This is a genomic window from Stenotrophomonas sp. GQ19, from assembly GCF_059758695.1.
The window spans coordinates 624,386-649,516 of the sequence record NZ_JCAXES010000001.1 but is presented as its reverse complement, the minus strand read 5'-3'; the positions used below and the strand labels follow the sequence as shown (position 1 = coordinate 649,516).

The 25,131-nt window shown below is 68.5% G+C and carries 24 protein-coding genes; 14 read left to right on the top strand and 10 right to left on the bottom strand.

Annotation, left to right across the window (positions count from 1 at the left end; translation table 11 throughout):
• Position 1 precedes the first annotated feature (1 nt).
• From AC6CHL_RS02715 to AC6CHL_RS02665, 11 genes are all read left to right on the top strand, one after another.
• Entirely contained in the window at positions 2–1,411 is a 1,410-nt protein-coding gene (locus AC6CHL_RS02715; RefSeq protein ID WP_498293237.1) for a hypothetical protein, read from the top strand.
• On the top strand, positions 1,404–3,587 hold the full coding sequence (locus AC6CHL_RS02710) for an SH3 domain-containing protein (RefSeq protein WP_498293235.1): 2,184 nt from the start codon (positions 1,404–1,406) through the stop codon (positions 3,585–3,587). The genes AC6CHL_RS02715 and AC6CHL_RS02710 overlap by 8 nt, the downstream gene beginning before the upstream one ends.
• A gap of 8 nt (positions 3,588–3,595) precedes the next feature.
• On the top strand, positions 3,596–4,198 hold the full coding sequence (locus AC6CHL_RS02705; protein ID WP_185753510.1) for a hypothetical protein: 603 nt from the start codon (positions 3,596–3,598) through the stop codon (positions 4,196–4,198).
• 55 nt (positions 4,199–4,253) lie between these two features.
• Positions 4,254–4,886, top strand: coding sequence for a hypothetical protein (locus tag AC6CHL_RS02700; protein WP_038688052.1), 633 nt, complete (start codon positions 4,254–4,256; stop codon positions 4,884–4,886).
• Positions 4,887–5,027: 141 nt separating this feature from the next.
• Complete coding sequence (locus AC6CHL_RS02695) at positions 5,028–7,817, top strand: type VI secretion system Vgr family protein (protein WP_498293232.1); 2,790 nt, start codon at positions 5,028–5,030, stop codon at positions 7,815–7,817.
• A gap of 3 nt (positions 7,818–7,820) precedes the next feature.
• Positions 7,821–8,678: a DUF4123 domain-containing protein gene (locus AC6CHL_RS02690; protein WP_448133825.1), complete on the top strand. Its 858-nt coding sequence runs from the start codon at positions 7,821–7,823 to the stop codon at positions 8,676–8,678.
• A gap of 46 nt (positions 8,679–8,724) precedes the next feature.
• Positions 8,725–9,231, top strand: a complete 507-nt coding sequence (locus tag AC6CHL_RS02685; protein ID WP_447594013.1) for a DUF3304 domain-containing protein — start codon at positions 8,725–8,727, stop codon at positions 9,229–9,231.
• 69 nt (positions 9,232–9,300) lie between these two features.
• Positions 9,301–10,998: a T6SS phospholipase effector Tle1-like catalytic domain-containing protein gene (locus AC6CHL_RS02680; protein ID WP_498293230.1), complete on the top strand. Its 1,698-nt coding sequence runs from the start codon at positions 9,301–9,303 to the stop codon at positions 10,996–10,998.
• Between the two features lie 118 nt (positions 10,999–11,116).
• Positions 11,117–11,899, top strand: a complete 783-nt coding sequence (locus AC6CHL_RS02675) for a CDP-diacylglycerol diphosphatase (protein WP_038692145.1) — start codon at positions 11,117–11,119, stop codon at positions 11,897–11,899.
• A 40-nt stretch (positions 11,900–11,939) separates the two neighbouring features.
• Positions 11,940–12,827, top strand: a complete 888-nt coding sequence (locus AC6CHL_RS02670; RefSeq protein ID WP_498293228.1) for a hypothetical protein — start codon at positions 11,940–11,942, stop codon at positions 12,825–12,827.
• A 138-nt stretch (positions 12,828–12,965) separates the two neighbouring features.
• On the top strand, positions 12,966–13,730 hold the full coding sequence (locus AC6CHL_RS02665) for a SapC family protein (protein WP_038688062.1): 765 nt from the start codon (positions 12,966–12,968) through the stop codon (positions 13,728–13,730).
• A 61-nt stretch (positions 13,731–13,791) separates the two neighbouring features.
• On the opposite strand, the gene AC6CHL_RS02660 is transcribed toward AC6CHL_RS02665, so the two are convergent.
• Positions 13,792–14,112, bottom strand: a complete 321-nt coding sequence (locus tag AC6CHL_RS02660; protein ID WP_463601104.1) for a putative quinol monooxygenase — start codon at positions 14,110–14,112, stop codon at positions 13,792–13,794.
• 215 nt (positions 14,113–14,327) lie between these two features.
• On the opposite strand from AC6CHL_RS02660, the gene AC6CHL_RS02655 reads away from it, so the two are divergent.
• Entirely contained in the window at positions 14,328–14,891 is a 564-nt protein-coding gene (locus AC6CHL_RS02655) for a hypothetical protein (protein WP_498293226.1), read from the top strand.
• A gap of 22 nt (positions 14,892–14,913) precedes the next feature.
• Here the strand turns inward: AC6CHL_RS02655 and AC6CHL_RS02650 are convergent, their stop codons facing one another.
• Positions 14,914–15,225, bottom strand: a complete 312-nt coding sequence (locus tag AC6CHL_RS02650; RefSeq protein ID WP_463601102.1) for a LysE family transporter — start codon at positions 15,223–15,225, stop codon at positions 14,914–14,916.
• 76 nt (positions 15,226–15,301) lie between these two features.
• Entirely contained in the window at positions 15,302–16,081 is a 780-nt protein-coding gene (locus AC6CHL_RS02645) for a helix-turn-helix transcriptional regulator (RefSeq protein ID WP_498293224.1), read from the bottom strand.
• Positions 16,082–16,267: 186 nt separating this feature from the next.
• Here AC6CHL_RS02645 and AC6CHL_RS02640 point away from each other — a divergent pair, with 186 nt between their 5' ends.
• Both AC6CHL_RS02640 and AC6CHL_RS02635 read left to right on the top strand, forming a co-directional pair.
• Positions 16,268–16,723: a GNAT family N-acetyltransferase gene (locus AC6CHL_RS02640; RefSeq protein WP_448133819.1), complete on the top strand. Its 456-nt coding sequence runs from the start codon at positions 16,268–16,270 to the stop codon at positions 16,721–16,723.
• 137 nt (positions 16,724–16,860) lie between these two features.
• Positions 16,861–17,376 carry a hypothetical protein gene (locus AC6CHL_RS02635; protein ID WP_498293222.1) on the top strand — a complete coding sequence of 172 codons (516 nt, stop codon included), beginning with the start codon at positions 16,861–16,863 and terminating at the stop codon, positions 17,374–17,376.
• Positions 17,377–17,389: 13 nt separating this feature from the next.
• Here AC6CHL_RS02635 and AC6CHL_RS02630 read toward each other — a convergent pair whose 3' ends face one another.
• The 7 genes from AC6CHL_RS02630 to AC6CHL_RS02600 all read right to left on the bottom strand — a co-directional run bounded on the left by AC6CHL_RS02630 (position 17,390) and on the right by AC6CHL_RS02600 (position 25,131).
• On the bottom strand, positions 17,390–18,751 hold the full coding sequence (locus AC6CHL_RS02630; RefSeq protein ID WP_498293220.1) for a serine hydrolase domain-containing protein: 1,362 nt from the start codon (positions 18,749–18,751) through the stop codon (positions 17,390–17,392).
• Positions 18,752–18,922: 171 nt separating this feature from the next.
• On the bottom strand, positions 18,923–19,642 hold the full coding sequence (locus AC6CHL_RS02625) for a DUF2968 domain-containing protein (protein ID WP_498293218.1): 720 nt from the start codon (positions 19,640–19,642) through the stop codon (positions 18,923–18,925).
• A gap of 115 nt (positions 19,643–19,757) precedes the next feature.
• Positions 19,758–21,875: a TadG family pilus assembly protein gene (locus AC6CHL_RS02620; protein WP_498293216.1), complete on the bottom strand. Its 2,118-nt coding sequence runs from the start codon at positions 21,873–21,875 to the stop codon at positions 19,758–19,760.
• A gap of 64 nt (positions 21,876–21,939) precedes the next feature.
• Positions 21,940–22,374 carry a DUF3613 domain-containing protein gene (locus AC6CHL_RS02615; protein ID WP_498293214.1) on the bottom strand — a complete coding sequence of 145 codons (435 nt, stop codon included), beginning with the start codon at positions 22,372–22,374 and terminating at the stop codon, positions 21,940–21,942.
• Positions 22,371–23,228 (bottom strand): tetratricopeptide repeat protein, encoded by an 858-nt coding sequence (locus AC6CHL_RS02610; protein ID WP_498293212.1) that lies wholly within the window; start codon positions 23,226–23,228, stop codon positions 22,371–22,373. The genes AC6CHL_RS02615 and AC6CHL_RS02610 overlap by 4 nt, the downstream gene beginning before the upstream one ends.
• A gap of 5 nt (positions 23,229–23,233) precedes the next feature.
• Complete coding sequence (locus AC6CHL_RS02605) at positions 23,234–24,184, bottom strand: type II secretion system F family protein (RefSeq protein ID WP_463601095.1); 951 nt, start codon at positions 24,182–24,184, stop codon at positions 23,234–23,236.
• A complete protein-coding gene (locus tag AC6CHL_RS02600; protein ID WP_498293210.1) occupies positions 24,181–25,131 on the bottom strand; it encodes a type II secretion system F family protein in 951 nt (316 codons plus the stop codon). Before AC6CHL_RS02600 ends, AC6CHL_RS02605 begins: the two co-directional genes overlap by 4 nt.

The window sequence follows — 25,131 nt, the reverse complement described above, 5'->3', positions numbered from 1 at the left end:
CATGGCAAAGGACCTGCAGGGCTTCCTCAATGCGTTGTTCGCCTCCGAAGGCGGCGGCAACCTGTCGATCATCAACAAGTTCGGCTACGTGGGTAAGTACCAGTTCGGCGAAGACGCGCTGATGGACCTGGGCTACTTCAACCACGACGGACAGAAGCACGAAAAGGACGGCAAGTTCTTCCAGGACTGGGACGGCACGTGGACCGGCAAGGACGGCGCCACCAGCCTGCAGGTGTTCCGCAACAGCGAGGCCATCCAGGACAAGGCGGGCCAGGCCTGGGTGCGCCGGCTGTGCAGCATGGGCCGGAAGTATGGCGCGCACGCGTACATCGGGCAGACCATTGGCGGGGTGCTGGTCACCGAGTCGGGGATCATCGCCGCGGCCCACCTGAAGGGCTACGGGACGGTCACGCCCAAGGAAGGCAAGTACAAGACCCCGGCGGTGATGGCCTTCCTGAAGACCGGCGGGGCGATCAATGCCACCGACGCCTTCGGCACTTCGGTGGGCAAGTACATGGCCAAGTTCGCCGGCTATGCGCTTGGCTGCTGCGAGCCGGTGGAGGTGCAGCAACCCTGGTCGTATCCGTTCCCGCCGCAGGGCAAGACCACAGCGCTCGACGGTGCCGCGTATATCGGCCTGCCGGCACTGCAGGGCGCGTTGAGCAAGGCCGACGACGGGTTCTTCCCGATCGGCGCGAGCGGCCTGTGGCATGGCGGCATCCACTTCGATGCCGGCACCGGCACCGTACTGAACCAGACCGATGGCGTGCGCTGCATCAAGGACGGCGAGATCGTCGCCTACATGGTGAACCGCAAGTACCCCGAAATCACCTTCCCGAAGGTGCAGCGCAGCGCAGCGTATTCGTCCGGCTTCACGCTGGTGCGGCACCGCATCGAGCTGCCGCCGAATGCCGAGGCGCTGTTCAAGGCCGAGGCCGAGAAGAACGCGCCCAAGACCTGCACGCCCGACAACCCGTCCGGCGGTGTTGCCGCCGCGGGCGCCGCAGGGGCGACCACCGGTGCTGCGGCGGCAGCGGCGCCGGGCACGGCAAAGAAGGAACCGGCCAAGGCGGATGCGCCCAAGCCGCGTGATCCGGGCATGCAGATGGTGTTCTACAGCCTGTACATGCACCTGCTGGACTTCCAGGGCTACGAAGAGAATCCCAAGCGCGCCCGGCCGGCGTACTGGGATGCCAGCAACGAGTTCGTCGTGGGTGAGCGCGCCAAGGACAAACAGGAGGTGCCGCCGCCCCCGGTACAAGCCGCTGCGGAAGCCCCGGCCGAGGTGGAAGAAGTGGGCTGCGATTGCGGCCACAGCATCTCCAGCGAAGCCAACGAACTGCTCGGGTTCTTCCCGCCCGAGACCAAGGAATGGGACAACGTGACGTCCGAGGAGCTGGTCCATGAGTGACGCCGCCGCACCGATCATCGGCCTGAACATCCGCAAGGAAGCCAACGGCAAGAGCGCCCGCATCGGGCTGCTGCCGCGTGGCGCGCGCATCACGGTGAAGAACCGGGGCGAGAAGTGGGCGCAGATCGACCGCATCCTGGAAGGCCAGATCGCGCCGGTGCGTCCGGGCGAGGCGGTGGATCCGGCGGCTGCGCAGGGCTGGGTGTTCCTGTCCGAGCTGGACCCCGGCCCCAAGGCGCCACTCACCCTGGATCAGGTGGTGATTCCGGAAAAGCCCATCCCGGTCAGTGCCGGTGCGCTGCTCGGCCACGTAGGCGAGTACCAGCAGTACGTGGATGCCCAGCCGCGCGCCAAGCGCGGCTGGCGGCAGATGGTGCACATCGAAACCTTTGCCGGCAATGACCTGCCGGTGTTCATCAAGACGGCGCGCAAGTATGCGTCGCTGCTGCCCCCCAACACCGGTTCCATGTTCCTGATCGACAAGGGGGCCAAGCTCAAGCTGCCGGTGGCGCACGACACCACCTGGCCGGCCGACACGCGGCTGGTGCAGGGCAAGGACGGTGCGATCGGTCCGTGGGCGAAGATCCAGAAGGCGGGGCTGGTGGTGATGGACCGCGAGGCGTTGGGCGCGTACTCGTCCAAAAGCAAGCGCTACGCCAAGGCGCCGGATGCCGAATGGACCGGCTGGTTCGTCGGCCCGGCCGACACCGACCGCACCCTGGACGAGAAGCTGGCCAAGAAACTGAACTACAAACGTCGCGAGATGCGCATGCCGCAGGGCGACGCGGTGTGGGTGGAGCGTGCGTCGCTGGTGTCGTGCGGTGCCGACGGCATGAAGGTGTGGAAGAAGTTCCCGTTGCGGCTGGATGGCCCCGATGCCGGTGGCGAAGCCGCGTTTGCACGGGTGATGACCCGCGCCGAGCTGGAGAAGAACCCGCCGGCCGATCGCGTTGTCGACGCCGATGGCAAGCCGTGGTGGCGCGTGTCGGTGCGCAGCCAGAATGCCGGCAAGATCCACGTCGGCTGGGTCTGCGAAAGCGGCATGCCGAAGGTGGGCTGGCAGTCGCCGTGGGCGTGGCCGGGCTTCGACTGGGTGGAAGAAGGGCAGATCCAGCCGGTGGACATGCTGTCGGCCTCGCTGGTGAACATGGGCGCGCTGCGCGCCGATGAGGTTACCGACTACAAGATGCGCGCCGACAAGGTGGACAAGAGCGCGCTGGTCAAGAAGCTCTATGAGCAGCTGGACACCGACAAGAGCGGCTACCTGTCCAAGGCCGAGCTGCGCACGGCGATGGAACAGCCGCTGATGGCCCAGGCCATGAGCCGGATGATCGCCAGGTACGAAAGCGAGTGGGGCGGCAGCGATGCCAAGTGGGATGCGCTGGACCCGCTGATGCTGGGCGGCCAGCCCGAGTGGAGCGCCGAGAAGCTGCGCATCAAGCACCTGCGCTGGTGGGACAAGGTGCAGCCGAAGGTGCCCGGTTTCCCGGTGTCGCCGGAGGTGTACCACATCCACCCGATCGCGCTGCTCAACAATTTCTATTCGCCGCTGGGCGAGGCCAATGCCGCAGCCACCGATGGCGGTGCCACCAGCAAGAGCGGCAAGCACTGGCATGGCCGGTTCCTGCAGAGCGCCAAGGTGGCCGACCTCAAGTCGCCGTTCCGCGAGGGCGCCAGCAGCTTCATCGCGGCGATGAAGGCCGGTGGCATCGACGTGATCATCAATACCACCCTGCGCCCGCCGCAGCGCTCCTACCTGATGTACTACGCCCGCGAAGTGGTGCAGGGGCTGGCGCCCGGCAAGGTGCCCAAGTTCGTGCCGCAGAATGGCGACGAACCGGTCAACATCGACTGGGAGCACCTGGACGCGAACGGCAAGCCGGACCTGGACGCGGCCAAAAAGGGCGCGCGTGCGATGGACCAGGCGTATGCGGCCGCCGGCGCGATCGGCAAGCCCTACAGTTCCAACCACAACGGGGGCGAGGCGATCGACATGAAGTTCGATCCCGCCTGGGGCATCGGCAAGACGGTCAAGAACGCCAGTGGCGTGTCGGTGGCGATCACCAGCAAGCGCGACCTGCAGGAAGTGGGCGCCACGTACAAGGTCTATCACTGGACCTACTTCGGTCCCAAGAACAAGGTCGACGAACCGCATTGGTCCAAAACAGGTAATTGAGCATGTCCATGAAAGGCGTCACCGCTGTTGTGTTTTCCCTGCTTGCCGCCGCTGGCAGCGCCCAGGCGGCAGGGCCGTCCGCGGGCGGCTGGCGCAGCCTGACGATCGGGCCGGCGTATTCGGTGTCCGAACAGCGCAGCGCGTTCGTGATGCTGCCCGCCGACGCGGGCAAAGGCACCCGCTTCACGGTGATGGACCTGACCCGGTGGCAGCCGGTCTGCTGCCTGGAGGTGTCCAGCCCGCGGCTGCAGCAGGCCACCCTGGAACATTCCTACCAGGTGCCCGGGGTGTGGGCATCGGATCTGACCAGTGGGCTGGACAATGGCGCCGGCGGCGCATCGCACGTGTTCGCGGCGCGCCCGGTGGGTCGCCTGCTGGGCTACCGGTTCGAGGGGCATTTCACCGAGAGTGGCGAATGGGGCGGCCTGTTGCTGCCAGCCGATGCACAGGCTGCCGGCGCGGGCAAGGTGAGCTTCGGCGGTGCTACCTACACGGTGGTCCGCACCGTGGATACGCTGCCCGACGATGACGGCGGGCTGGAAACCTACCGCCTCACGCCCGAAAACGGTGGCGCCGCGCAGACGGTCGACGTACGCTTCGGCACCAATTGATCCTCCCGCGCCGCTGACGCATAGTGGCGGCGCTTTCAACACTGGACCCACACCCATGCAGGGCAGAAACATCACGCAGGCGCTGCTGTTGGCGCTGGGGCTTTCCGTTGCCCTGGACGCCGCCGCACAGGGCGCAACCACGGCCCCGGTCTTCGGCGGCTGGCGCAACCTGCACTCGGCCAATGGGGTCGAGCCGGCACAGGACGACCTCGCGTTCGCGATGCTGCCGACCACCGCGGCCAAGGGCACGCGCTTTGCCATCCTGGACCGGGAAGCCAAGCGCGTGGTCTGCTGCATGGTGGTGAGCAGCGACCGGCTGGACGCGGGTGTACTGGAAACGCAGTACCGCCTGCCCGGCGTCTGGGTGTCGGACCTGCTCAACGAGGGCAACGACACCCCGCCGCCCTACGAACCGCGCGTGTACGAAATGAAACGCGACGGCGCGCTGGCCACATACGTTTTCCATGACGCGATCGAGGCCTATAGCGACCTGGGCGGGCTGCTGCTGCCCCCGGGCGCCAGCATCGATGCCGCCGGCACGGTCAAGACCGGCACCCGCAGCTACACGCTGCAGTTCCAGTCGACCACCTTCGCCGATGAGGATGGCACGCTGGACCGCTTCACGCTGCGCCCGGTGGGATCGCCCGGCGCCCCCGTGGTGGTTGAAGTTCCTTACGCCACCTACTGAATCCGTTGGCGGCACGTTGACGTGGTTTTAACGGACGCTGCCTTGCGTAGCGTGCGTGTTGGTTTTGCATCTGCTACCGTCGGACCACAGGGGATGGAAGCGGCACCGGCACTGCCGGTGGCGCGCGAGCCAAGGTGAGCCATGGAAGCAATGCGGAACCTGATGACACAGGCGGCCCGGTTGTTGGATGGGGAACGTCTGTACCGGATGCAGTTGCCGGATGCGCCGATGGTGCTGGTGGACCGCTGGCAGGGGGAAGAACAGCTCTCGCACGGGTTCCGCTACGAGGTGCTGCTGTTGGCGCTCGATGCCGACCTGCCCCTGGAGAAGTGGCTGGGCAGTGCTGCCTGCCTGCAGACCCGCCTGGCCGATGGTCGCTGGCTGCCCCGGCATGGCCTGATCACCGAAGCGTACCTGCTGGCGGACGACGGCGGCCTGGCGCGCTACCGCGTGGTGCTGCGTGATGCCAGTTGCCGGTTGGAACACGGCCACCACAGCCGCGTGTTCCAGAACATGGACATGCAGCAGATCGTCGACACCGTATTAGGCGACCACGCCGGCCAGCTGCAGTGGCGCTGGAGCGGGGAAGCAGCGGATTTTCTCAAGGGCGCGCGACCGCGCAGCTACTGCGTGCAGTACCGCGAGACCGACCTGGCCTTCATCCAGCGCCTGCTGGCCGAAGAAGGCCTGGGCTGGCGGGTGGAAGACAGCGGGCAGGATCCAGGTGGCCACGTGCTGGTGCTGTTTGCCGATGCGGCCGCGCAGACGCAGGACCCGGTGTCGCAGGCGGGCGGTGGTGTGCGTTTCCACCGTGCCGATGCCACCGAAGCCGACGACACCGTGCAGGCCGTAGGCCGCCGGCGTCGCCTGGGCGCCCAGCGCCTGACGCTGCACAGTGATGATTACAAGGCCAGCCGTTCGCTCGCCGCCGGCGTGCCGTTGGAAGGCGGCGGGCAGGGTGACGCACGCGAGGTGTATGACCCATCGGGTGCTTACAGCTTTGCCGACAGTGTGGAAGCGGATCGTTACGCCGGGCTGATGGCCCAGGCAGGCGAGGCGCAGGCTCAGCAGTGGCAGGGGCGCAGCACGCTGCGCAGCGCCACGGCCGGCCAGTGGTTGACGGTGACCGGGTTGCCCGGGAACGCGCCGGCCGAACTCGTGCTGACCCGGGTGCGGCATGTGGGAATCAACAATCTGCCGGTGGACCTGCGCGAGGCACTTGCGGGGCTTCAACCGGTGGACGCCGCCGAGGCGTCCGCAGACCGTTCCGGGGCCGCACAGACGCACGGCTACACCAATACCTTCGACGCCCAGGCACGCGACCTGGCCTGGCGGCCGGTGTTGTTCGACGACAGCGGTGCGCGCCTGAACCCGCGGCCGTTGGCACCGGGCTACCAGACGGCCGTGGTGGTGGCCGCGCCCGGGGTCAGCACGGAGGGTGCGCGTGACGTGCACGCCGACAGCCTCGGGCGGATCCGGGTTCGTTTCCATTTCCAGAGCGCTGCCGGCGCGAGTGCCGACAGCACCTGGCTGCGCGTGGCCCAGCGCTACGCGGGGCCGGGCGTGGGCAGCCAGTTCGTGCCGCGCGTGGGGCAGGAAGTCCTGGTGGGCTTCCTGGAGGGCGACATTGATCGCCCGGTGGTACTGGGCAGCCTGTACAACGGCCAGGGTGAGGCCGGCACCGTGCCGACCCCGGGCGGCCGCAGCGCCGAAGCCGACACCAGCGCCTATGCGCAGGCCGGCGATGCCGTGGCCAGCGCGCAGGGCAACCGCAGTGGCGGCCATGCACCGGCGTGGCACGCCGCCGGCGGCGGCGAGGATGCGCACCGGCACGCCGGGGCCATGTGGGGCGTGCAGTCCCGCGAGTGGGGCGGGCAGGGCTACAGCCGCCTGCTGTTCGACGACAGCGATGCCCAGCTGCGCTTGCAGTTGGCGACCACGCAGGCGTCCAGCGGCCTGAGCCTGGGCCACCTGGTCCACCAGGCAGACAACTTCCGCGGCAGCCTGCGCGGCGAAGGGTTCGAACTGCGCAGCGATGCCTGGGGCAGCGTGCGTGGCCGCGCGGGGCTGTGGCTCAGTGCCTATGCGGGCGCCGCCAATCCCGCAGGCACCGCATCGGCACCGGTCGCCCTGCTGACCCAGCTGGACACGCTGGGCAGCACGTTTGCGGCGGCGGCCGGCACCCATCAAACCGTGCGCCTTGCCGACAGCGAAGGCGTGGCGCGCCCGGCGCAGTCCCGGCTGGTGCCCGATGCGGCCCCGCTGCAGGCGCTGCTGCGCAGTACCCGCACCGCGGTGACGGGCGGGGCCTACCCCGATGCGCGCGGGGCGGCGCCGGATCGCGATGCCGCGGCCGGCGCAGACAGCGTGCCGCATACCGGTGACCCGTTGCTGGGCATCGCCGCGCCGGGTGGCATCGGTCATGTGGCCGGGCAGTCACTGCAGTGGGCGCTGGGCGAAACGCTCACCCTCGGCAGCGGTCTGGCCAGCGAAAGCGTGGTGATGGGCCAGGCGCGCTGGCACAGCCGCCAGGCCTTGGGCGTGCTTGCCGCAGCGCGCACCGGCCAAGGCGCGCAGGCCACCACGTTGAGCGTGGTCAGCGGCACCGGCACGCTGGAGCTGCTGGCGCAGAACGACGAGATCCGGGTGCAGTCGCAGGCGACGCTGCGCGGTGCCAGCGGCCAGGCGGCGGTTGAGCTGGCCGCCGGGCGCACGCTTCACGTGGCCACGGCCGGCGGTGCCAGCCTCACCATCGAACAGGGCAACATCACCTTCACCGCGCCCGGCACCATCACCGTGCATGCGGCGCGCAAGTCGTTCCAGCCCGGCGGCAGCGGCAACTATCCGTTGCCGGTGTTCCCGCAGTCGGTGTGCAAGGAATGCCTGCTGTTGGCCGCGCAGCGCGCCGCGCCGTTGACCCCGAAGGGCTGATCCATGGTGCCGACGACCTTTCCGCGCATGCAGTGGCAGCCCTTGGCGACGGGGCAGCATCGCTATCTGCTGCTGGACGGCGCCCAGTGCGACGCACCGCAGGCGGTACTGCAGTTCCTGCCGCATGCGGCGTCGCGCCTGTTCGATGGGCTGCTGGCCGATGGCAGCGCGGACACCTCGGTGTACCTGTCCCGGCTGCCCCCCGACCTCCCGGCGGAGGCCGTGCTGCTGCGCCTGGACGGGCATGCCAAGGCGCTCGGTGCCGCCACCGTGATCGAGTCCCCGTTAACCCAGGACGTGCTGCTGCAGCGCCTGTCGCGCCGGCTGGACGCACGGTACCCCAACGGCAAGGAATTCCTGGCCCGCTTCTACGACGGGCGCGTGCTGCCCTGGTGGGTGCAGGCGCTGGACCCCGAGCAGCGCGACGCGTTTGTCGCGGTGGGGGAGCGTTGGCATTACGTGACCCACGATCACCATTGGGACACCCTGGCGCTGACCTGTCCGGCCATCGACCCGCACCTGCTGCCGTGGACGCTGGAAGCCGAGCAGCGTCGTGTGCTGATCGATTCGGCTTACCCCTACACGCTGATCGAGCACTACCAGCTCACCGATCCGGAACTGCTCGATCGCCTGCCATCGGCCAACTGGTACGGGTTCCTGCGCGGCGCGGTGGCGCTGGCCGCCCGGTTCGGCATCGAAGACAGTCGGCGGGTGCTGATGGTGTGCACCTGGGCGTTGCTGGTCGGCGATGACCTGGCCGACGACCCGGCCTGGCAGCAGCGTTTGCAGGACTTCGCCGATGGCCGCCGCACCGCAAAGCAGATCGGCGATGCGGTCTGGCCGATGGAGGAAACCTGGTGATGCATTCCCGTTCGTACACCGTTGGTCTGTTTCTCGTGGAGCGTGCATGTTGAGTCTGAAGTCGTTTACCTGGATCGCGCTCGCGGCGCTCGCCATCGTGCTGATCGGCGCGGGCTGCTCGCGTGCGATGGCCAAAAGCAAGCCGAAGTCGCCGTACCTGACGCTGTTCGCGTTCAATTACAGCGACCGCTATCTGTACGACACGCGGGTGGATGGCAAGTGGATGGGGGGCGTGTCCGCGTACACCGACAGTGGTTCGGTGATGGGCCCGCTGGCGCCGCGCACCGACACGCCGCTCACCCTCAACGTCACCTGGGAACTGTCCGGTCGATACGACCTGAAAACCAACACCTACGTGGACGTCGGCCCGCGTGAGCCGAAATCGGCGCAGGTGACGGTGCGCCAACCGTATCCGGCCGACCCGCACACGCTGCTGCTGCACTTCTACCAGGACGGTCACGTCGAGGCCGAACTGCTCGAGCGCGGCAAGGATCCCTGGGACCTGCGCCGCGAGAAGATCCCCAAGGGCCATATCGCGAACCAGGGCCTGTAAGTACGCGTTGCCCGTTCTCCAAGGAAGCCATCCGGTGCCCGCACCGGTAGATGAAGGAGTGCATTGCCGATGACCGCTACCGATCCCACCGCCATCCCCGGCCAGGTAGACCTGGAACCCGGCTCGCCCGAGCCGGTGGCCGACGCTGATCCCACGGCGCGCACCGCGCGGCTGGCCCGGGGCACCCGGCCGATGACCGATGCCGAGCGCCAGCAGCGCCAGGCCGCGCAGAGCTGCACGTTGCCCGAGAAGGAAGAGGCCACGACCGGCTGCAGCCAGTCACTGCAGGTCACCATTTACTTCGATGGCACCGGCAACAACCGCGATGCCGAAATGGGCAAGCAGGAAAACGAACGGGCCCTGTCCAACATCGCCCGCCTGTACAACGCCCGCATCGATGGCCATCGCAACGTGATGTCCACGTACCTGGCCGGGGTAGGCACCCCGTGCCCGGAGGTGGGCGACAGCGGTGGCACGTTGGGCCTGGCGATCGGCAAGGGCGGTCGCGAGCGCATCGACCATGCGCTGGAGCAACTGGATACCTTCATCACCCAGCAGGCGGCGCAGATGCGCATCGTGGTTGTGAACGTGTCGGTGTTCGGCTTCTCCCGCGGCGCGGCGCAGGCCCGTGGTTTCATCCGCGACCTGGTGGCGCTGTGCACGCGCCAGCCCGACGGCACCTGGATGTACAACAAAACCGTGCCGATGCGGATCGGGTTCGCCGGCCTGTACGACACGGTGGTGTCGGTGTGGCCGACCCTGGCGCACGCCGCGGTGAATGCGGGCAATGGCCATAACGGCTGGGGCGAGGGCATGCGCATCCCGCCGATGGTGGTGCAGTCGGTGCACATGACCGCCGCGCACGAGCTGCGCGGCCAGTTCCCGCTCGACTCGACACGCGACGATGCACGCTATCCCGACAACACCCAGGAAATCTGGTACCCGGGCGTGCACTCCGACGTGGGCGGCGGCTACGATCCGCAGCACCAGGGGCGCCAGAACAGCATCGCGCGGTTCGCCCTGAACGAGATGTACGACATTGCCCTGGCCGGCGGCGTGCTGCTGCACCCGATGACCCGGCTGGACCCCTCGGTCCGGGCGGAGTTCGACAAGTCCGATCCCGAGCTGCAGGCGGTGTACAACGCCTACCTGCAGGCGATCCGGGTCAAGCGGGGGCGCATGGAAGACGTGCAGGCCGCGCACATGGAGCTGCTGCACCGCTGGTTGAAGGTGCGGGTGGCGCGCGGCGACAAGCTGCCGTCGATGCAGCGCCTGCAGGAGCGCCAGGATGCGCTGGATGCGGAGGTGAAGACCCTGCGCCGGCGCCGCGCGCAGCTGGGCGACCCGTATGCCCGCGATGGCGGCCCCAGCGACATGAGCAGCGAACAACTGGCCGAATGGAACCGGGTGTCCGATGAATTGAGCGCACGCAGCGATGCGCTGTCGGAGGTCAAGAAGCAGCGCAAGGGCCTGGCCAGCGAGACCGACACGCTGGTCGGCAAGATGGTCAGCCTGCGTCGCAAGCGCGAGCGCGGCAAGCGGCTCACCCTGGCCGAGCGCACCATGCTCGATGCCTGGGACAACAAGCAGCTGCTGCCCGAAGCGGTGGAGACCTTCTTCGACGGCTACGGCCACGACTCGATCTCGCACTGGTTCATCGGCAACCTGGCGATGTGGCGGGTGCTGTACTTCGGCGATACCAAGTACAAGCCGGGCGACATCGAGGAGGGCGCTGCGGCGCCCCAGGCAGAGACCGAACCCGCGTAGGCCCAACGGGCAACAGGGCCGCGCTGTGTCGCCGGACGGTCAAGGCCGAGCGGGTACACTACCCGCAGAGCCGGCCCAGTACGGGCCGGACGGTAGCCGTAGCCGAGTCCTGCCTGTGATCCACCGCCTGTTATTGTCCAGCGCACTGGTGCTGTTGGCCGCCTGTGCCAGCGCGCCGCCCCCGGCCAAGCCGCCGGTCAATCCCGATGCGCTGTGGGGGATCGTGCAGCGCGACTGCCGCCTGCAGGGGCCGCCCCAAGGCAGCTGCGTGGCGGTCAACCCGCAGGCCGAACGCCGCGATGTGGTGCTGAAGGATTCGCACGGCCAGTATCAGTATCTGCTGCTGCCGCTGGACCGGGTGACCGGTATCGAAAGCCCGTTGCTGCTGCGCGCCGATGCACCCAACTATTTCGCGGCTGCCTGGCAGGAGCGCTGGCGCACCGCGCAGGCACTCGGGCGCCCGCTGCCACGGGAGGTCACCAGCCTGGCGCTGAACTCGCCCCACGGGCGCTCGCAGCACCAGCTGCACATCCACGTGGACTGCCTGCGCGCTGATGTGCTCGGGCAGCTGCAGCGCCTTGGCCCGGGCATCCAGACGCGCTGGCAACCGCTGCCGGAGCCATTGCGTGGCCACCGCTACCAGGCGCGTCGGGTGGCGGGGGAGGCGTTGACGGTCGATCCGGTGCGGCTTCTGGCCAGCGAACTGGCCGGCGTGCAGAACCTGGGCCAGTGGTCGCTGGTGGTGGTGGGTGCCCACGCCGCCGACGGCAGCCCGGGCTTCCTGCTGCTGGCCACGCAGCTGGATGCGGCGCAGGGCAACGATGCCAGCGGCGAAGAACTGCAGGACCATGCCTGTGCAGCGGTGACCGGCGCGCAGGACGCGCTCGACGGGGTGCGCTGAGCGCTGCGCTATCCTGTTCGTTTCCGACAGGATGTGGCCCATGCCAAGGACGTTGCAGCGCAGACCCTTTCTTGCCGCCGTGGGCGTGCTGCTGGCAAGCATCAGCAGCGCTGCGGTGGCCGCGCCGGTGCACGACCGTGCCGGCAACCGGCTGGAGGCGTTGATCGAGCAGCCCGACGCGCAGGCGGGTGCCGAGCAGGCGTCGGCACGCTTCTGCACGGCCGACCGGCAGTGGTGTGTGCGCACCGCCCGTGAGGGCGACGATCAGGCGTCGCAGCTGGAGATCGAGCATCACCTGCCCGGTACAGCGGAGCCGCACACCTGGTTCATCCCCCTCGATAGCGGCGATGCCGACGCTGCCGGCACCGATCAGCCCTGGCCGTTCATCGTGCGGCTGGCGCCCGGGGCCGACGCGGGTCAGGTACCGAGCGACCCGCAGCAGGCCGCGCTGGAGAACGTGCTGGTGGGGGTGCGGCGCAGTGTGACCACGATGTACTCCGGCGGGGATGCCAGTGCGTCCACGCTGGTGCTGAGCCGTATCCGCCACATGGACGATGGCATCCAGATCGACCCGGATGTACTGACGCTGCCCACCGACGGCCACGCCATGATCCGAGCCTGCTTCGGCGAACAGGACAGCGCGCGGCGCGCGGGCGCCTGCCATGACGAGTACAGCTTCCACGGTGTCCTGACCCTGGACCCGGCCGGGCAGGGCATGCCGGTGCTGCGCTATGCCACTACGGCCACCCGTTTCCCGGCGGGGGCGTCGCGGCTGCAGGATTCCCAGGCGCGGGGGCCGCTGCGCCGGCAGGACCTGCGCACCCAGACCGACCGGACGTGCTCCTACCAGCGGGTGCTGCGCTTCGACGGCGGCCGTTACCAGCCCGATACCCCGCTGCCCGAGTGCGGGGAGTTCACCGAGCTGTAGAGGGAGAGCGCCATGCCTGCGGCCATCCATGCCTTCCGGCACGGCGCACATCGTCATGGAGCCACGCTATAGTGGCCGATCAATGCGGTGCCCGCTTTCGCGCCCGGGCTGTCTGGCGCGTCGTACCTGACCTATTCCATGACTGCTGAAACCACTACCCCTCCGGCACCGGCCCAGGCGTCCGGCCCGCTGTTCTACCGCCAGCCGCTGCCGCTGCAATCGGACAAGCACGCCAATTGGCGCCTGATGCAGGGCACCGTGGCCTTTGCGGCCGAAACCAACGCCATTCCGGCCGTGGTGGGCGAGTTCGGCCTGGCCGCGCAGCATTTCCCGATCCTGTTCACCGGCAAGGATGCAGCGCCGATCCTGGCCGTGGGCCTGGCCCGCAACAACCTGTTCATCGACGGCGACAAGTGGGCCGAAGACACCTACGCGCCGGCCTACGTGCGCCGGTATCCGTTCGTGTTCATGCAGGCCGACACCGACGGTGACTACCTGCTGGCCATCGACGCCGAAGCCGAGCACGTCAACAAGGGCACCAGTGAAGAAGGCGAGCCGCTGTTCGTGGATGGCAAGGCCAGCGAACTGATCGACAATGCCATGCGCTTCTGCGGCGATTTCACCCGCGAGCACGAGGCGACCCGTCAGTTCACCGCGGCGATCCTGGCCCAGGACCTGCTGGTGGAGCGCAGCATCGATGTGACCCTGAACAACGGCGAGCAGATGTCGGTGAACGGGTTCCACGTGGTCGACGTGGAAAAGCTGTCCAAGCTGCCCGACGACATCGTGCTTGCCTGGCACCGCAACGGCTACCTGGCCCTGGTGCACCACCACCTGAGCTCGCTGTCGCGCTTCAACGCGCTGGTCCAGCGGCAGAGCCTGAAGGCCGCTGCCAAGGCCTGATCGCCGCAGCCACGCAATGCACCACAACGGCGACCGCAGGGTCGCCGTTGTTGTGTCGGGCCTACTGCCAGCTCTGCAGCAGTTCCAGTAGCTGCGGTTCACGTGGGCGCTGCAGCAGGTCCGGCAGCAGGGCGTCGTAGGTGGCGCGGTAATCGGTGGACTGGTGGGCCAGGAAGTCCTCGACCGAGGCCTCGTCCCAGCGCTCGTACAGGGTGAACCGGGTCGGGTCGTGCGCATCGCGGTGCAGATCGCAGGACACGAACGCGGGCTCTTCGGACATGCGGTCGATCAGGCCGTGCACGGCGTCCAGCCACGTCTGCAGGTGTTCGGGCTTGACCTGCAGGCTGACGTAGAAGACGAGGGGTGATTCAACGCGGATCATGCCGGACTCCGTAACAGGGTGCCGCGGATTGTACGCGGTGCTGCCGCTCCGAAGGCAAAGAGCGCGCCATTTGTTTGTCAGGAATTCTTGGAGATCAGTGCCATTATCTGGCTTGGCGCGACATATGCATTTGATATAAGCAATGGCAATTTTGATGTGGGCTGGATAATGTCTAGTTTTGCAAACGACAGGGGCTGTAAATCAAGGAGACGGTAATGATGCGCAAGACATGGATGCTGTTGGCCGGGGTTGGCTTGGCGCTGGGCGTTCCTGCAGTTTGGGCGCAACAACAGGGTGGGCTTGAAAGGATCGTGACGGGCAGTCAATTCCATTTCGACGAGAAAGATGGGGTGGTGACGGTCACGGATTCGTCGATCAATCGTCCTGGAATATCGATAAAATCCCGATCATCGGGATACAGGATCGATGAAGACGGAGCTACAAAAACGGTGAGTCTGAAAGGTGCAGTGGAAGTCAAAACCGGAGCAGCAATCTTTACGACCGATGCTGCAACGTACTACCCGGAACTTGACACTCTGACTGCCCGGGAGTTCCGTCTCGTTGCTGGGGACAGGGTATCGGCTCAAGCTGCAATCAGCTTCACCTGTAGTGGTGGCACGTTGTATGGGGATGGCGCCGCGATTCCCGGTGGCAGATATTCCAACTGCGATGGCGGTGCTTCCATCCTCCAGGAGCGCATTGCCGCCAGCGGCTACACCATTACGTGTGGCGGCTCTGGTGGAAACCAGGTGATTCTGCGTCGAGGCTGCTTCGACTAGATTGTTTGATTGATATCTTTGACTACGATGCCGCAGCCTCTGCTGCGGCATTTGCGTTCATGACGTTTGCCTGGGCCGAGCGGTCACAAGGCCATTCGCGTATGCAGCCGGCCAAATGTATTGCGATGAACCCCGCGCTGTCAGTACGCAGCGCGGCAAGCCCTGCGAAGGCGGCGGCGATGAATACCCCGTTGCCGACTGCGATACCGATACAGGCGCCACTGGCGGTGCGCCAGCCGGCGGTGATGGCGGTGCGTGCGACCAGGAAGAAGCCCGGGTCCGGCGATAGCAGGGCGAGGAAATGCACGGTGGCGACGATCGGGAACTGCTCCATCGGATCCAGTACGGGCGGGTGACGGGGCGCCAGTGTGGCCGCGTTCAACCGGCCGGTATTGAACGAAATTGCGCGCTCAGCGCCGGTATTGGCCCGGCGTGGCGGCCGTATGCGCCTTGAACATGCGCTGGAAATGGCTCTGGTCGGAAAAGCCCAGCCCGTGCGCGATGGCGGCGAGCGCGTCACCGTCGCGCAGCTGCAGGCGTGCGCGCTGGATGCGCTGGTCCATCTGCCAGGCATGCGGGGTCAGCCCGGTGGCGCGGCGGAAGGCGCGGATCAGCTGATAGCGGCTCATTCCCACCCGCCGCGCCAGGTCGTCCAGCGGCGGGGTGTGTGCCAGGTCCTGCCGCAATTGCGTGGTTACCGGCGCAAGGCGGCGTTGCAACGCTGCTTGATCAATCGTGTCCTCGAGGGCATCCCCCTGTGCAGGGTCAAGATCACCGATGAACGCAACCAACGCGGCATCCTTGGCTTCCATGGCAGCGCTGGAGAACAGCAGCGCGTTGAGGTCGCAGAACTGGCGATAGCGCACCGGGTCATCGCAGACGCGGACCGCGTCCATACCGACCTCGTTGCCGGTGGGCGCGGGCATTTCGTTACGGACCGCGTGCACCCAGTGTGCATCCAGATGCAGCATCTGGTAGTTCCAGCCCTGGTCGGGCAGGGGATTGCAGGCATGCACGCGCCCGGCAGGCACCACCACCACGCAGCCCGGCTGCAGCACGCGTGGACCGTCGGCTGCACCGCTGAAGACACTGCCGCCTGCATCCACGGCACCGACCGAGAACGTGGCATGGCTGTGCGCGCGGTAACAGGCACGGCTCGCGCAGGCACGTCGGCTTTCGACGTGAGGCATGCGCGGATCTCGCCAGAATTCGGTGGTGGCAGGCACGGGATGGGGGGGGCGGCGGGGGGACGGGAAGCATGCCATGCGGCGCGTGCGCCTGCCGGACGCTGCCGATGCGGTCTGGCAGCTGCGGGAAGCGGGCGGGTATGCTGCGACGCTGCCATTGCCTGTGTGGCATGGACAAGGAGCCTGATGATGAACGTTGCATACCGTCCTGCCGTACCGGCCGATGCCGCGGCCTGCATCGACCTGCGCGGACGCACGCGCGAGAACGCGTTTTCCGCCGCGCAGCTGGCCGCGCTTGGCATCACCGTGGACAGCTGGGCCGCAGGCATCGCCCAAGGCGGCTTTCCGGGGCACGTGGCCGAGGCCGACGGCGGCATGGTGGGCTACTGCTTCGGCGATCGCGACAGTGGCGAGATCATCGTGCTGGCGCTGCTGCCGGCATGGGAAGGCAAGGGCATCGGCAAGGCGCTGCTGGCGCGGACGGTGGACGACTTCCAGGGCTGGGGTTTCCAGCGCCTGTTCCTGGGCTGCGCCGCCGACCCGGGTGTGCGCTCGCATGGGTTCTACCGGCACCTGGGGTGGCGGCCGACCGGCGAGATCGACGATCTGGGCGATGAGGTGCTGGAACTGCATCTGCGCGGGTGACCGCGCCGCCGCCCGGGGACAACCGCTTCCCCGCATGCACGTGTAGGGACACCACGCGTTGGTGAGGGCGCGCAACGTGCATCCCGGTTTGCCCGCAACGGTCGCGCGACGCTGGCGGCCGTTCCGGGAGGATGCCGATGCGAAAGGTCCGTTGTCGATCCACGTTGCGCGCCCGCTGGTGGTGGGTGCTTGTCCTGTTGCCGGTGCCCGCGATGGCGGCGCCATCACCCCCGCCGGCACCCGCGCCGCAGGTCCAGCAGATCCATAAATGCCGGGTCGCCGGGGTGGCCACGTTCCAGCGCCACGCCTGCGCCGACGGGCAGGCCGAGCAGGCGTGGGAAGTGGACGTGGTGCCGGCACAGCGCCAGCATGCGGCCCGGATCGAGGCGATCCGGCGAGAACTGGAGGCACGCAAGCGCGCGCTGGAACTGCAACGCAGGCCGCTGGTCGATCCGCGTCCGCGGCGCGGCAGCAGCCCCCCACGGCGGCGGACGCGCGCGCCCCGCGACGCCCTTATCGCGCTGCATCATCAGCCGCGTGCCTGCGCCAAGGCGAAGCGCCAGCGCGAAGCTGCGTACCGGAAGGCCGGCATGGCGCGCAGTCTCGCCCTCAGCCGACGCATGGACGACGCGGTGTTCGATGCGTGCCGCTGAGCCCGCCCAGACCCTACAGGGTGGGCTGCGCCATCAGGTAGCGCGCCAGCGCATCGAAGGCGGGCAGGGTGGTGGGGTCGTTGGCGCTGTTGCCGGCCACTGGATGCGACCCGAAGCGGGCGATCACCACCTTGGCCGCAGGATCGATATACAGGGCCTGGCCGTGCACGCCGCGCGCCATGTAGGCGCCGTGTGCGTTGTGGCTCACCCACCACATGCCGCGATAGCTCCAGCCCGGCAGCAGGGGATAGCTGGCCTTGGCGAAGGCGCGCCTGTCACCACCGGCCCGGATGCGCGCGATGGCGGCCGCAGGTACGACCTGCTCGCCATTGCTGCGCCCGTCCTGCAGCAGCAGCTGGCCCAGCCGGGCCATATCACGCAGCCCGGCATTGAAGCCGCCGCCGGCGAACGGCGTGCCGCTGGAATCGACGGTGTAGTAGGCGTCCTGCTCGGCACCCAGGTGGGTCCAGATACGCTCGGACAGCAGCGTGGAGACCGGTTTGCCGGTACGCCGCGCGATGATCCAGCCCAGGGTGTCGGTGTTGATCGTCTTGTAGCCGAACGCCTCGCCGTGGCGCCCCTGTTTCTGCACGGTCTGCAGGTAATCGTAGTAGCTGCGTGGACCGGTGTAGCCCGGGGCAGGCGGCAGCGTACTGCCGGCGGCGGCGTACTGCCAGACTTCGGCGTTGGGGTCGGCGTAGTCTTCGCTGTAGCGCAGGGCGGTGGTCATCTCCAGCACCTGCTTGACCGTGGCATCGCCGAACGCGCTGTGCGCGAGTTCCGGAATGATCGCACCGACGGTGTCGTTCTCATCCAGCACGCCTTCGGCGACCAGCATTTCGCCGAGCAGGCCGGTGATCGATTTGGTGACGGACATCGCGCCGTGCTGGCCATCGGGCTGCAGGCAGCCGGCGTAGCGTTCGTACACCACCACGCCGTCGTGCAGCACGATGACGCCGTCGGTGTAATTGGCCTGCAGCGATTGCGCCCAGGTCATGCGGGTACGCGTGTTCAAGGGCGTGAACGGCAGCGCGTCGATCGCCGCATCCAGGCGCTGTGGCAGCGGCGCCGCTGCCCCGGGCCCGCGGCTGACGCCCACGGTGGGCATCAGCTGGCGAAAGTGGCAGGCGGTCCAACGCAGCTTGGGAAACGCGAAATAGTCGCTGTCGGTGTAGCGGATGCGCTTGGCCTCCGGCGGCGGGAAGCCCTGCATCCAGCCCAACGCGCCCGGGTCGGATGCCGCGGCGTCCAGCGGTGCTGCGCCGGCGGTGGCGCCGTGGGTGGCAGGCAGCAAGGCCAGGGCACCCAGCAGCGTGCATGCGGCGGCCAGCCGCCGTGGCGCGCGCGGGAAGTGCAACCGGGTGGGGATCGCCATGGCCGTGTCCTTGTGCGCTACGCCGTTCGTAGAGGCACAGGGTACTGCACTGCGCGCGGGCACAGGCCAAGGCGCACCGGCAGCAGCAACAGGCTGGGGTGTGGCGGAAAGGCGCGGTGATGCCGCGCGTAGCGGCGGCAGGCTCCCTGCGGGGCAGGGAGCCGCGTGGCGTTACGGGTTGCTGGATTCGCCCGTGGGCGCCGGTGCGATGGCCGGTGCGCTGCTTTCCGGCGTGGGCAACGACAACGCCGGATTGCCCTGCTGGGCCTGCAGCGCCTGGATGCGCTGGTTCAGCGCGTCGAGCTGGCTGTGCGTGCTGCGCAGGTCGGTGCTCAGCGTTACCGCCTGCTGCTTGGCCTGCTGGATCGAACTGCTGACCTGCAGCGACTGCTGGCGCTGCAGCTCGGCTTCCTGCTGCAGGCTGCGCAGGCGCTGTTCGTTGAAGGCGACCAGGTTTTCGGTGTAGCGCTTGCCGGCTTCCAGGCGCGTGGTGTCGATGTACACCTGGGCCAGTTCTTCGGTCTGCTGCACGAAGGTGCGGTACACCTTTTCGGCGTCGTCGACCGAATCGGTCTTGATCACGCGCCAGAAATCCTTGTCGTGGAACAAGGCGGCGTAATACTGCAGCGTGCTGGTGTTGAACAGCAGGCTGGCGCCGTAGCTGCCGTTGTAGGTGGTGCGCAGTTCGGTCAACTGCTTGGAATCGACCAACTGGCGCAGCTCATCCACGGTGTTGCGGACCACCGGGGCGCTGCGCGCCGGCTCGGTGGCCTCGCCCTTGGGCGCGCGCGCGGCCAGTGCCTGCGGAACCAGGCCCAGCGACAGCAGCACCAGGCTGCCCACGAGCAGGCGCTGGCGGGTGGAACCCAGGGTTTTTCTCTCTTGCATCATCAGGCCGTCCACGAGTGGCGCATCGGTGAAATTTCGTCTGTGAAAATCCAGTCCCCGCCGCAGTCTAGCGTGTCCCGCTGCGCCCTGCATCCTGCGGGCGCAGGCTGCACGGCACTCAATACACCAGCTGGGCAGGGTTGCACTGCACCGCCTGCAGGTGCACGTCGGTGCGGCCCAGTTCCAGCCCCAGCACCATCGCAAGGGTCTGGGTGAGCAGCGTGCCCACGCCGTTGAGCAGGGGCTTGAGCAACCCCTCCAGCACCGGCCGCAGCAGGGTGCACAACAGGCCGCTGCAGGCCACGCTGTTGGTGCCGGGGTCGGTGACGCTGCCGCTGCCCTGGTGGTTGTCGAGCATGCCGGACGGAGCGGTCTGCAGGTACGTAGCCAGGTTGCCCTTGACGCAGCTGTTGTAGGCCAGCAGCGTGCTGACCAGCCCGCTGCAACGGTTGATCACCAGCCCGCCCAGGACAGTGCCGAGCAGGCCATCCAATACCCCGAGGCCCTGGCCGGTGACCACGGCGCGATAGCCCTCCCAGGCCGAGCCGTCCTTGTAGCAGGTCTTCAGAAGAAGCAGGCCGCAGGCGTATGGCACCCCATCCTTGACCTCCCAGTCACCGAAGGCCTCGATGCCCTGCGCCGACGAGCCGTTGCGCAGCAGCGCAATGGTTTTGTCGACGTCGTACAGGCCATTGCCTGGGTTGGCCGCCTTGAGGAACTGGTCGGCCAGCTGGTTGGCGGTATCGGCGTTGCCCATGCCCTTCGATGCGGGGTTGAGCATGCCGCTGAGCACACGCAGCAGCTCCCGGACCAGGTCGTTGACCGCCGTGCCGATCTGCGCGCCGTTGATCCAGGTCGACCCGGTCTCGCCCGGTGACAGGGTCAGCGTTTCATCGTGGGTGAGCGCGTTGAGCTTGATCTGGTCATTGATCAACGGCGCGCCGAGCAGGGTCAGCAGCTGTTCGTTCTGCAGGCTGGCGTCGCACACGTTGCGCGTGGAGAACTGCGTGGCGGCATCCACCTTGCCCACGCACGCGCGCAGCACCGAGGACTCCACGCGGATGGTGGCGGTGGCCGGTTGCGCGGCGCATTGCAGCCCGGTCAGGGTGCCCATGGCATTGGTCACATCGGCATACACCGGCAGGTGCAGGCGGATGCCCAGCGCGGCCAGTACCTTGCCCAGGCCGAGCGACAGCTTGTTGCTGTCGATGTCCAGCTTGACCCGCACCTGCGCGTTGTAGGCGCGCGCGCCGACGCCGCCGATGGCAATCGACGGGGGCTCGATGATGGCCGTCTGCGCCTGGACCAGGCCGAGAATGCTGAGGTTGTTGACCGCCACGCCGCGGCCCCCGTTGGCGATGCTGATGCTGGTGGTGATCAGGTCCAGCGCGTTGACCTCGGCCTGCAGCGCCGCCGAGGCGGGGCCGTCGGGGGCGACGATGCTGCCGAACAGGCCGCTGCCGGACGCGTTGCTGCCCAGCTGCAGGTTGAGCTGGTTGATATCGAGCTTGGCGGCCAGTGCGTCCTTGAGTGCGCGCATATCCACATGGGCCACACCGCTCTGGCTGAGCACGCTGGCGGTGGCATCCAGCAACTGCCCCAGCGAGACCTTGTGCGCGGCCAGCAGGGCGTTGAAATCGCCGACGCTGATGTTGGCGTCTACTGGAATGCCCAGCGCCCTGAGCAGGCCGCCCGGGGTGATCTTGGCCTGGGCCAGGCCGTCGTAACCGAGCAGGGTGGTCTGGTCGAGGTCCACCCCGACCAGTTTCAGCACACCGCCGAGCGGCGTGTTGCCGTTCACCCGCAGCAGCTGCGAGCCCACGCTGAAGACCGCCAAGGGCGGCGCGCGCGTGGCCACGGCCTGTGCGCGTACCTGTGGCAACCCGTGGGTCTGGCCGAAGAACGGCAGCACCGGGCGTTCGGCGATGACCTTGACCGCGTTGACCGGCGCCGGGGCGGTGCCGATGAAATGGTCGGCGCTGGCGTGGGTGGGGTTCCACACGCCACAGCTGACCTGCAGCGTGCCGGGGAAACGGTTGGCGGTCAGTGCGTTGCTGCGCGCGGCGGCGTTGTCGGCCCGGTTGGCCGTGCACAGATCCAGCCGCTGTGCACCGGCCAGCGCGGACAGGTCGGCGATCTTCTGCACATCGCGCTTGGCCCAGTACAGGTAGCCGATTTCCACCAGGCCGAGCATCGTGACCAGGCCCAGCATCACCAGCATCATCGTCACCGACATGCCGCCGCGTTGGCGGCACGCCGGTGGCAGGACAGGGCAAGGCGGTCGCGACCGGTTCATGGGATCACTCTCCGTTGCCGGCACCAGTGACTTGCTTGCGTACGCTGGTGTCGAGGAATTCGGGGATCGGGTGGGTGAAGCTTTCCAGGTAGCGCGCGTAGCTGAGCGAGGCCTGGTCGCCGAGGATGTGCAGACGTGGGCCGGCGCTGGCGCCACTGGCTTGCAGCTGCAGCAGGGCGCGGGTGGTGTCGCCGATCTGCGGGCGCGAGGGCAGCATCGGGGCCAACGGCGCGCTGGCGGGCAACGGCGGCAGCACCTGACGCGATGCCGGTGGCGGCGGCGCGGCGGGGCCGGGCATCGGCGCTGCAGGCCCGGCGGTGGGCGGGGCGTCGCCGAGCATCTGCCCGGTCAGGGGCCGCTGCTGGGCCATCGCCCCGGCGCAGGCGAGCAGGGCGGCGGCGAGCAGCGTGGTGCGCACCGCGCAGGGAAGGGGCGTCATGGCGTGCTCTCGTTGGCGTGGTGGGTGGCGCCGAAGCGTTCCAGCATCGACGGGGCCAGGCGCGCATCGGCGCGCGTCGCCCGGGGTGCGCCCGTGCTCGACGGTGCGCGGCTGGCCGGGGTTTCAGCGGCAAGCAGGGCCGCTGGCGGCAGCGGGGTGGCGCGCGCGACGGGCGGCTGCCGCAGCTGCTGCGCCAGCCGTTGTACTTCCTGGCGCGCGGTGTCGGGCAGCGCGGCGCTGCGCATGATCTGCTCGGCCATGGCCGGGTCGTTGCGCAACAGCGCCCAGACCGCCAGGTTGGCATTGGCCTTGACGCTGCCCGGCGCCAGTTCGGCCGCCTTGGCCAAGGGCTCGCGTGCCGGTTCAAGCGCGCCAGCGCGCAGCCGGGCGAAACCGAGATCGCCCAGGTAGTCGGTGTTCAGCGGTTGCAGCTGCACGGCGCGGGCCAGGCTGGCCTCGGCCTGCGTGGCATCGCCGGCCCGTGCGGCGATCAGTCCCAGACCGTGCCAGGCGGCCGCGCCCTGCGGGCCGCTGGCCAGGCTGGTGTAGAGCGCACGCGCGGCGTCGGTCTGCTGGGTTTCGCGCAGCGCGTCGGCCTGCAACAGGCGCAGCGCAGGGCTGTCACCGTAACGCAGGCGGTAGGCCTCCACATGCGCCAGCGAGGCGTAGTACGCGCCTTGGCGCTGCATCTGCCCGATCAGGTCCAGGTACATGCGCTTGTCGTCCTGGGGCGGCGTGTCCAGCGGCGCCAGGCTGAGCGGGTCGGGCTTGTAGGCGTTGCGCGCGGACCCGCAGGCGGTGCACACCGCCACGGTGATGAGCAGTACGGCGCAGTGGCGGAATTGGATCGGCATGGTGGTCACCCCAGACGGTTCACGGCATTGGCCAGGGCGATGATCGCCGGGCCCGACAACACCAGCATCAGCGCTGGCAACAACGTCAGCATCATCACGATGGTCATCTTCACCGAGAGCTTGCCCACCTTTTCCTTGAGCGCGGAACGGCGCTGTTCGCGCAGGCGCACGCTGAACTGCCGCAGCGGCTCCTGCACCGCGCCGCCGTGTTCGTGTACCTGCAGCATCAGCTGCACCAGGCTGCGCAGGTCTTCGTCGCCGAAGGACTCGGCCAGGCGGCGCAGCGACTGCTGGCGGCTGCGGCCGTGCATGTAGGCGATGTTGGCCTGCTGGATTTCACGTCCCAGCACCGGGATCGCGCTGCGCAGCTTGTCGCCCAGCGTCTGCAGGCTCTGGTCCATGCTGAAGCCCACGCCCTGCAGCAGGCGCAGCAGGTCGATGAGCAGCGGCAGTTCGGCCGAAACCCGCCGGCGCAACCGCGTGGCCCAGGCGCGCAGCGCGAACTTGGGCAGCAGCACGCCGGCGCCGAGCGCGGCCCCCATCACCACCACCCGGCTCAGCCCGTCGCCGTCGTAGAACATCGCGGCCAGCAGCAGGCCGGCCAGCGCGATCAGCAGGCGCAGGGCCAGGAACGTGGCGGTGCCGACCCGCGTGTGCCACCCGGCCTGGTCGAGCAGCAGGCGGTCTTCCGGGGCCAGCAGCGCCGCTTCGATGCGGCCGCCGTTGAAGCGCTCGCCCAGCGTGGCCAGCCAGGCCCAGCCGCGCGGCGCGGCGGCCACCGGTGGTGGCGTGCCCGATTCGGCCGGCGCGCGCGGCTCGCGGCTGCGCAGCGCGCCCTGCAGGGTGGCGGCGGTGCGCTGCTGCTGGCCGCTGAGCCAGAGCCCGGCAATGCCCAGCAGGCCCACGCCCAGGGCGAGTAGCAGCAAGGCCACGATGAGCAGGGTGCTGGCGCTCATAGCGAGCGCGCCAGGCGATACAGCAGGAAGCCGCCGATCAGTTCCATCACCAGCGCCGCGCCGAGGATGCGGTGGCCCAGCGGCACCTCCAGCACCGGTGCGAAGAAGTCCGGACTGGCAATGGCCATCAGCAGGGCCGACAGCGGCGGCAGCAGGCCGAGCACCCACGCCGACATGCGTGTTTCGGAGGTGGTGGCCATCAGTTCCTGGCGGGCCTGGTCGACATCGCGCATGAAGTCGCTCATGCGCTGCAGGATCTGGTCCGAGCGTCCGCCGATGCGGATGCTGACCCCCAGCACCACGGCCAGAACGTCCAGCACGTCAAGCCGGTAGGGTTGCGCGGCCTGGCTCAGGGCGCGGTCCAGGTCGAGCCCGCTGCGGGTGCCCGACAGCGTGTCATCGAGCAGCCCACGCAGCGGCATCGGCACCTGCTGGCTGGCGGTCTGGAAGGACATCTGCAGGCTGTTGCCGAGCGCGGTCAAGCGCACCAGGTTGTCCAGGAAGTCGGGAAGCTGGCGCAGCAGGCGGCGCTGCAGGCCCAGGATGCGCCGCGAGATCCACAGCCCCAGCAGCAATGCGCACAGCCCCAGGGTGATCGGCCACATCCACGCGGTGCCGATGCGCGCCGCCGCGGCCCAGCCCAGCAGCGTCGCTCCCAGCAGCCACAGGATCGGCAGACGCCAGCCGGTGCGCAGCGCGGCGCGTTGCAGCAGCGCATCCCACGGCAGGCCACCGGCGCGGCGGGTGCCGGTGGGCAGTGCGGCCGGTGCCGCGGGACGCGCCGGCATGCCGGCCAGTTGCGGCGTGGCCGGGGTGGCGGCCAGCCGTTGTTCGGTGTGCTGCAGCGAGGCGCGCAGGCGTTCGCGCCGGGCCGCGCCCATCCACAGCTCGATGGCCACGGCCACCAGCACCAGGATCGCACTGCACAGCAGCAGCACCGTGGTCAT

Excerpts from the sequence above, each read along its gene's own strand:
- AC6CHL_RS02605 (WP_463601095.1), bottom strand. The coding sequence starts at position 24,184 with ATGAGCGCCAGCACCCTGCTCATCGTGGCCTTGCTGCTACTCGCCCTG.
- AC6CHL_RS02695 (WP_498293232.1), top strand. The coding sequence starts at position 5,028 with ATGGAAGCAATGCGGAACCTGATGACACAGGCGGCCCGGTTGTTGGAT.
- AC6CHL_RS02630 (WP_498293220.1), bottom strand. The coding sequence starts at position 18,751 with ATGGCGATCCCCACCCGGTTGCACTTCCCGCGCGCGCCACGGCGGCTG.
- AC6CHL_RS02620 (WP_498293216.1), bottom strand. The coding sequence starts at position 21,875 with ATGTCGGTGACGATGATGCTGGTGATGCTGGGCCTGGTCACGATGCTC.
- AC6CHL_RS02665 (WP_038688062.1), top strand. The coding sequence starts at position 12,966 with ATGACTGCTGAAACCACTACCCCTCCGGCACCGGCCCAGGCGTCCGGC.
- AC6CHL_RS02700 (WP_038688052.1), top strand. The coding sequence starts at position 4,254 with ATGCAGGGCAGAAACATCACGCAGGCGCTGCTGTTGGCGCTGGGGCTT.
- AC6CHL_RS02635 (WP_498293222.1), top strand. The coding sequence starts at position 16,861 with ATGCGAAAGGTCCGTTGTCGATCCACGTTGCGCGCCCGCTGGTGGTGG.
- AC6CHL_RS02660 (WP_463601104.1), bottom strand. The coding sequence starts at position 14,112 with ATGATCCGCGTTGAATCACCCCTCGTCTTCTACGTCAGCCTGCAGGTC.
- AC6CHL_RS02685 (WP_447594013.1), top strand. The coding sequence starts at position 8,725 with ATGTTGAGTCTGAAGTCGTTTACCTGGATCGCGCTCGCGGCGCTCGCC.
- AC6CHL_RS02625 (WP_498293218.1), bottom strand. The coding sequence starts at position 19,642 with ATGATGCAAGAGAGAAAAACCCTGGGTTCCACCCGCCAGCGCCTGCTC.
- AC6CHL_RS02655 (WP_498293226.1), top strand. The coding sequence starts at position 14,328 with ATGATGCGCAAGACATGGATGCTGTTGGCCGGGGTTGGCTTGGCGCTG.
- AC6CHL_RS02615 (WP_498293214.1), bottom strand. The coding sequence starts at position 22,374 with ATGACGCCCCTTCCCTGCGCGGTGCGCACCACGCTGCTCGCCGCCGCC.
- AC6CHL_RS02640 (WP_448133819.1), top strand. The coding sequence starts at position 16,268 with ATGAACGTTGCATACCGTCCTGCCGTACCGGCCGATGCCGCGGCCTGC.
- AC6CHL_RS02610 (WP_498293212.1), bottom strand. The coding sequence starts at position 23,228 with ATGCCGATCCAATTCCGCCACTGCGCCGTACTGCTCATCACCGTGGCG.
- AC6CHL_RS02690 (WP_448133825.1), top strand. The coding sequence starts at position 7,821 with ATGGTGCCGACGACCTTTCCGCGCATGCAGTGGCAGCCCTTGGCGACG.
- AC6CHL_RS02680 (WP_498293230.1), top strand. The coding sequence starts at position 9,301 with ATGACCGCTACCGATCCCACCGCCATCCCCGGCCAGGTAGACCTGGAA.
- AC6CHL_RS02710 (WP_498293235.1), top strand. The coding sequence starts at position 1,404 with ATGAGTGACGCCGCCGCACCGATCATCGGCCTGAACATCCGCAAGGAA.
- AC6CHL_RS02715 (WP_498293237.1), top strand. The coding sequence starts at position 2 with ATGGCAAAGGACCTGCAGGGCTTCCTCAATGCGTTGTTCGCCTCCGAA.
- AC6CHL_RS02600 (WP_498293210.1), bottom strand. The coding sequence starts at position 25,131 with ATGACCACGGTGCTGCTGCTGTGCAGTGCGATCCTGGTGCTGGTGGCC.
- AC6CHL_RS02670 (WP_498293228.1), top strand. The coding sequence starts at position 11,940 with ATGCCAAGGACGTTGCAGCGCAGACCCTTTCTTGCCGCCGTGGGCGTG.
- AC6CHL_RS02705 (WP_185753510.1), top strand. The coding sequence starts at position 3,596 with ATGAAAGGCGTCACCGCTGTTGTGTTTTCCCTGCTTGCCGCCGCTGGC.
- AC6CHL_RS02645 (WP_498293224.1), bottom strand. The coding sequence starts at position 16,081 with ATGCCTCACGTCGAAAGCCGACGTGCCTGCGCGAGCCGTGCCTGTTAC.
- AC6CHL_RS02650 (WP_463601102.1), bottom strand. The coding sequence starts at position 15,225 with ATGGAGCAGTTCCCGATCGTCGCCACCGTGCATTTCCTCGCCCTGCTA.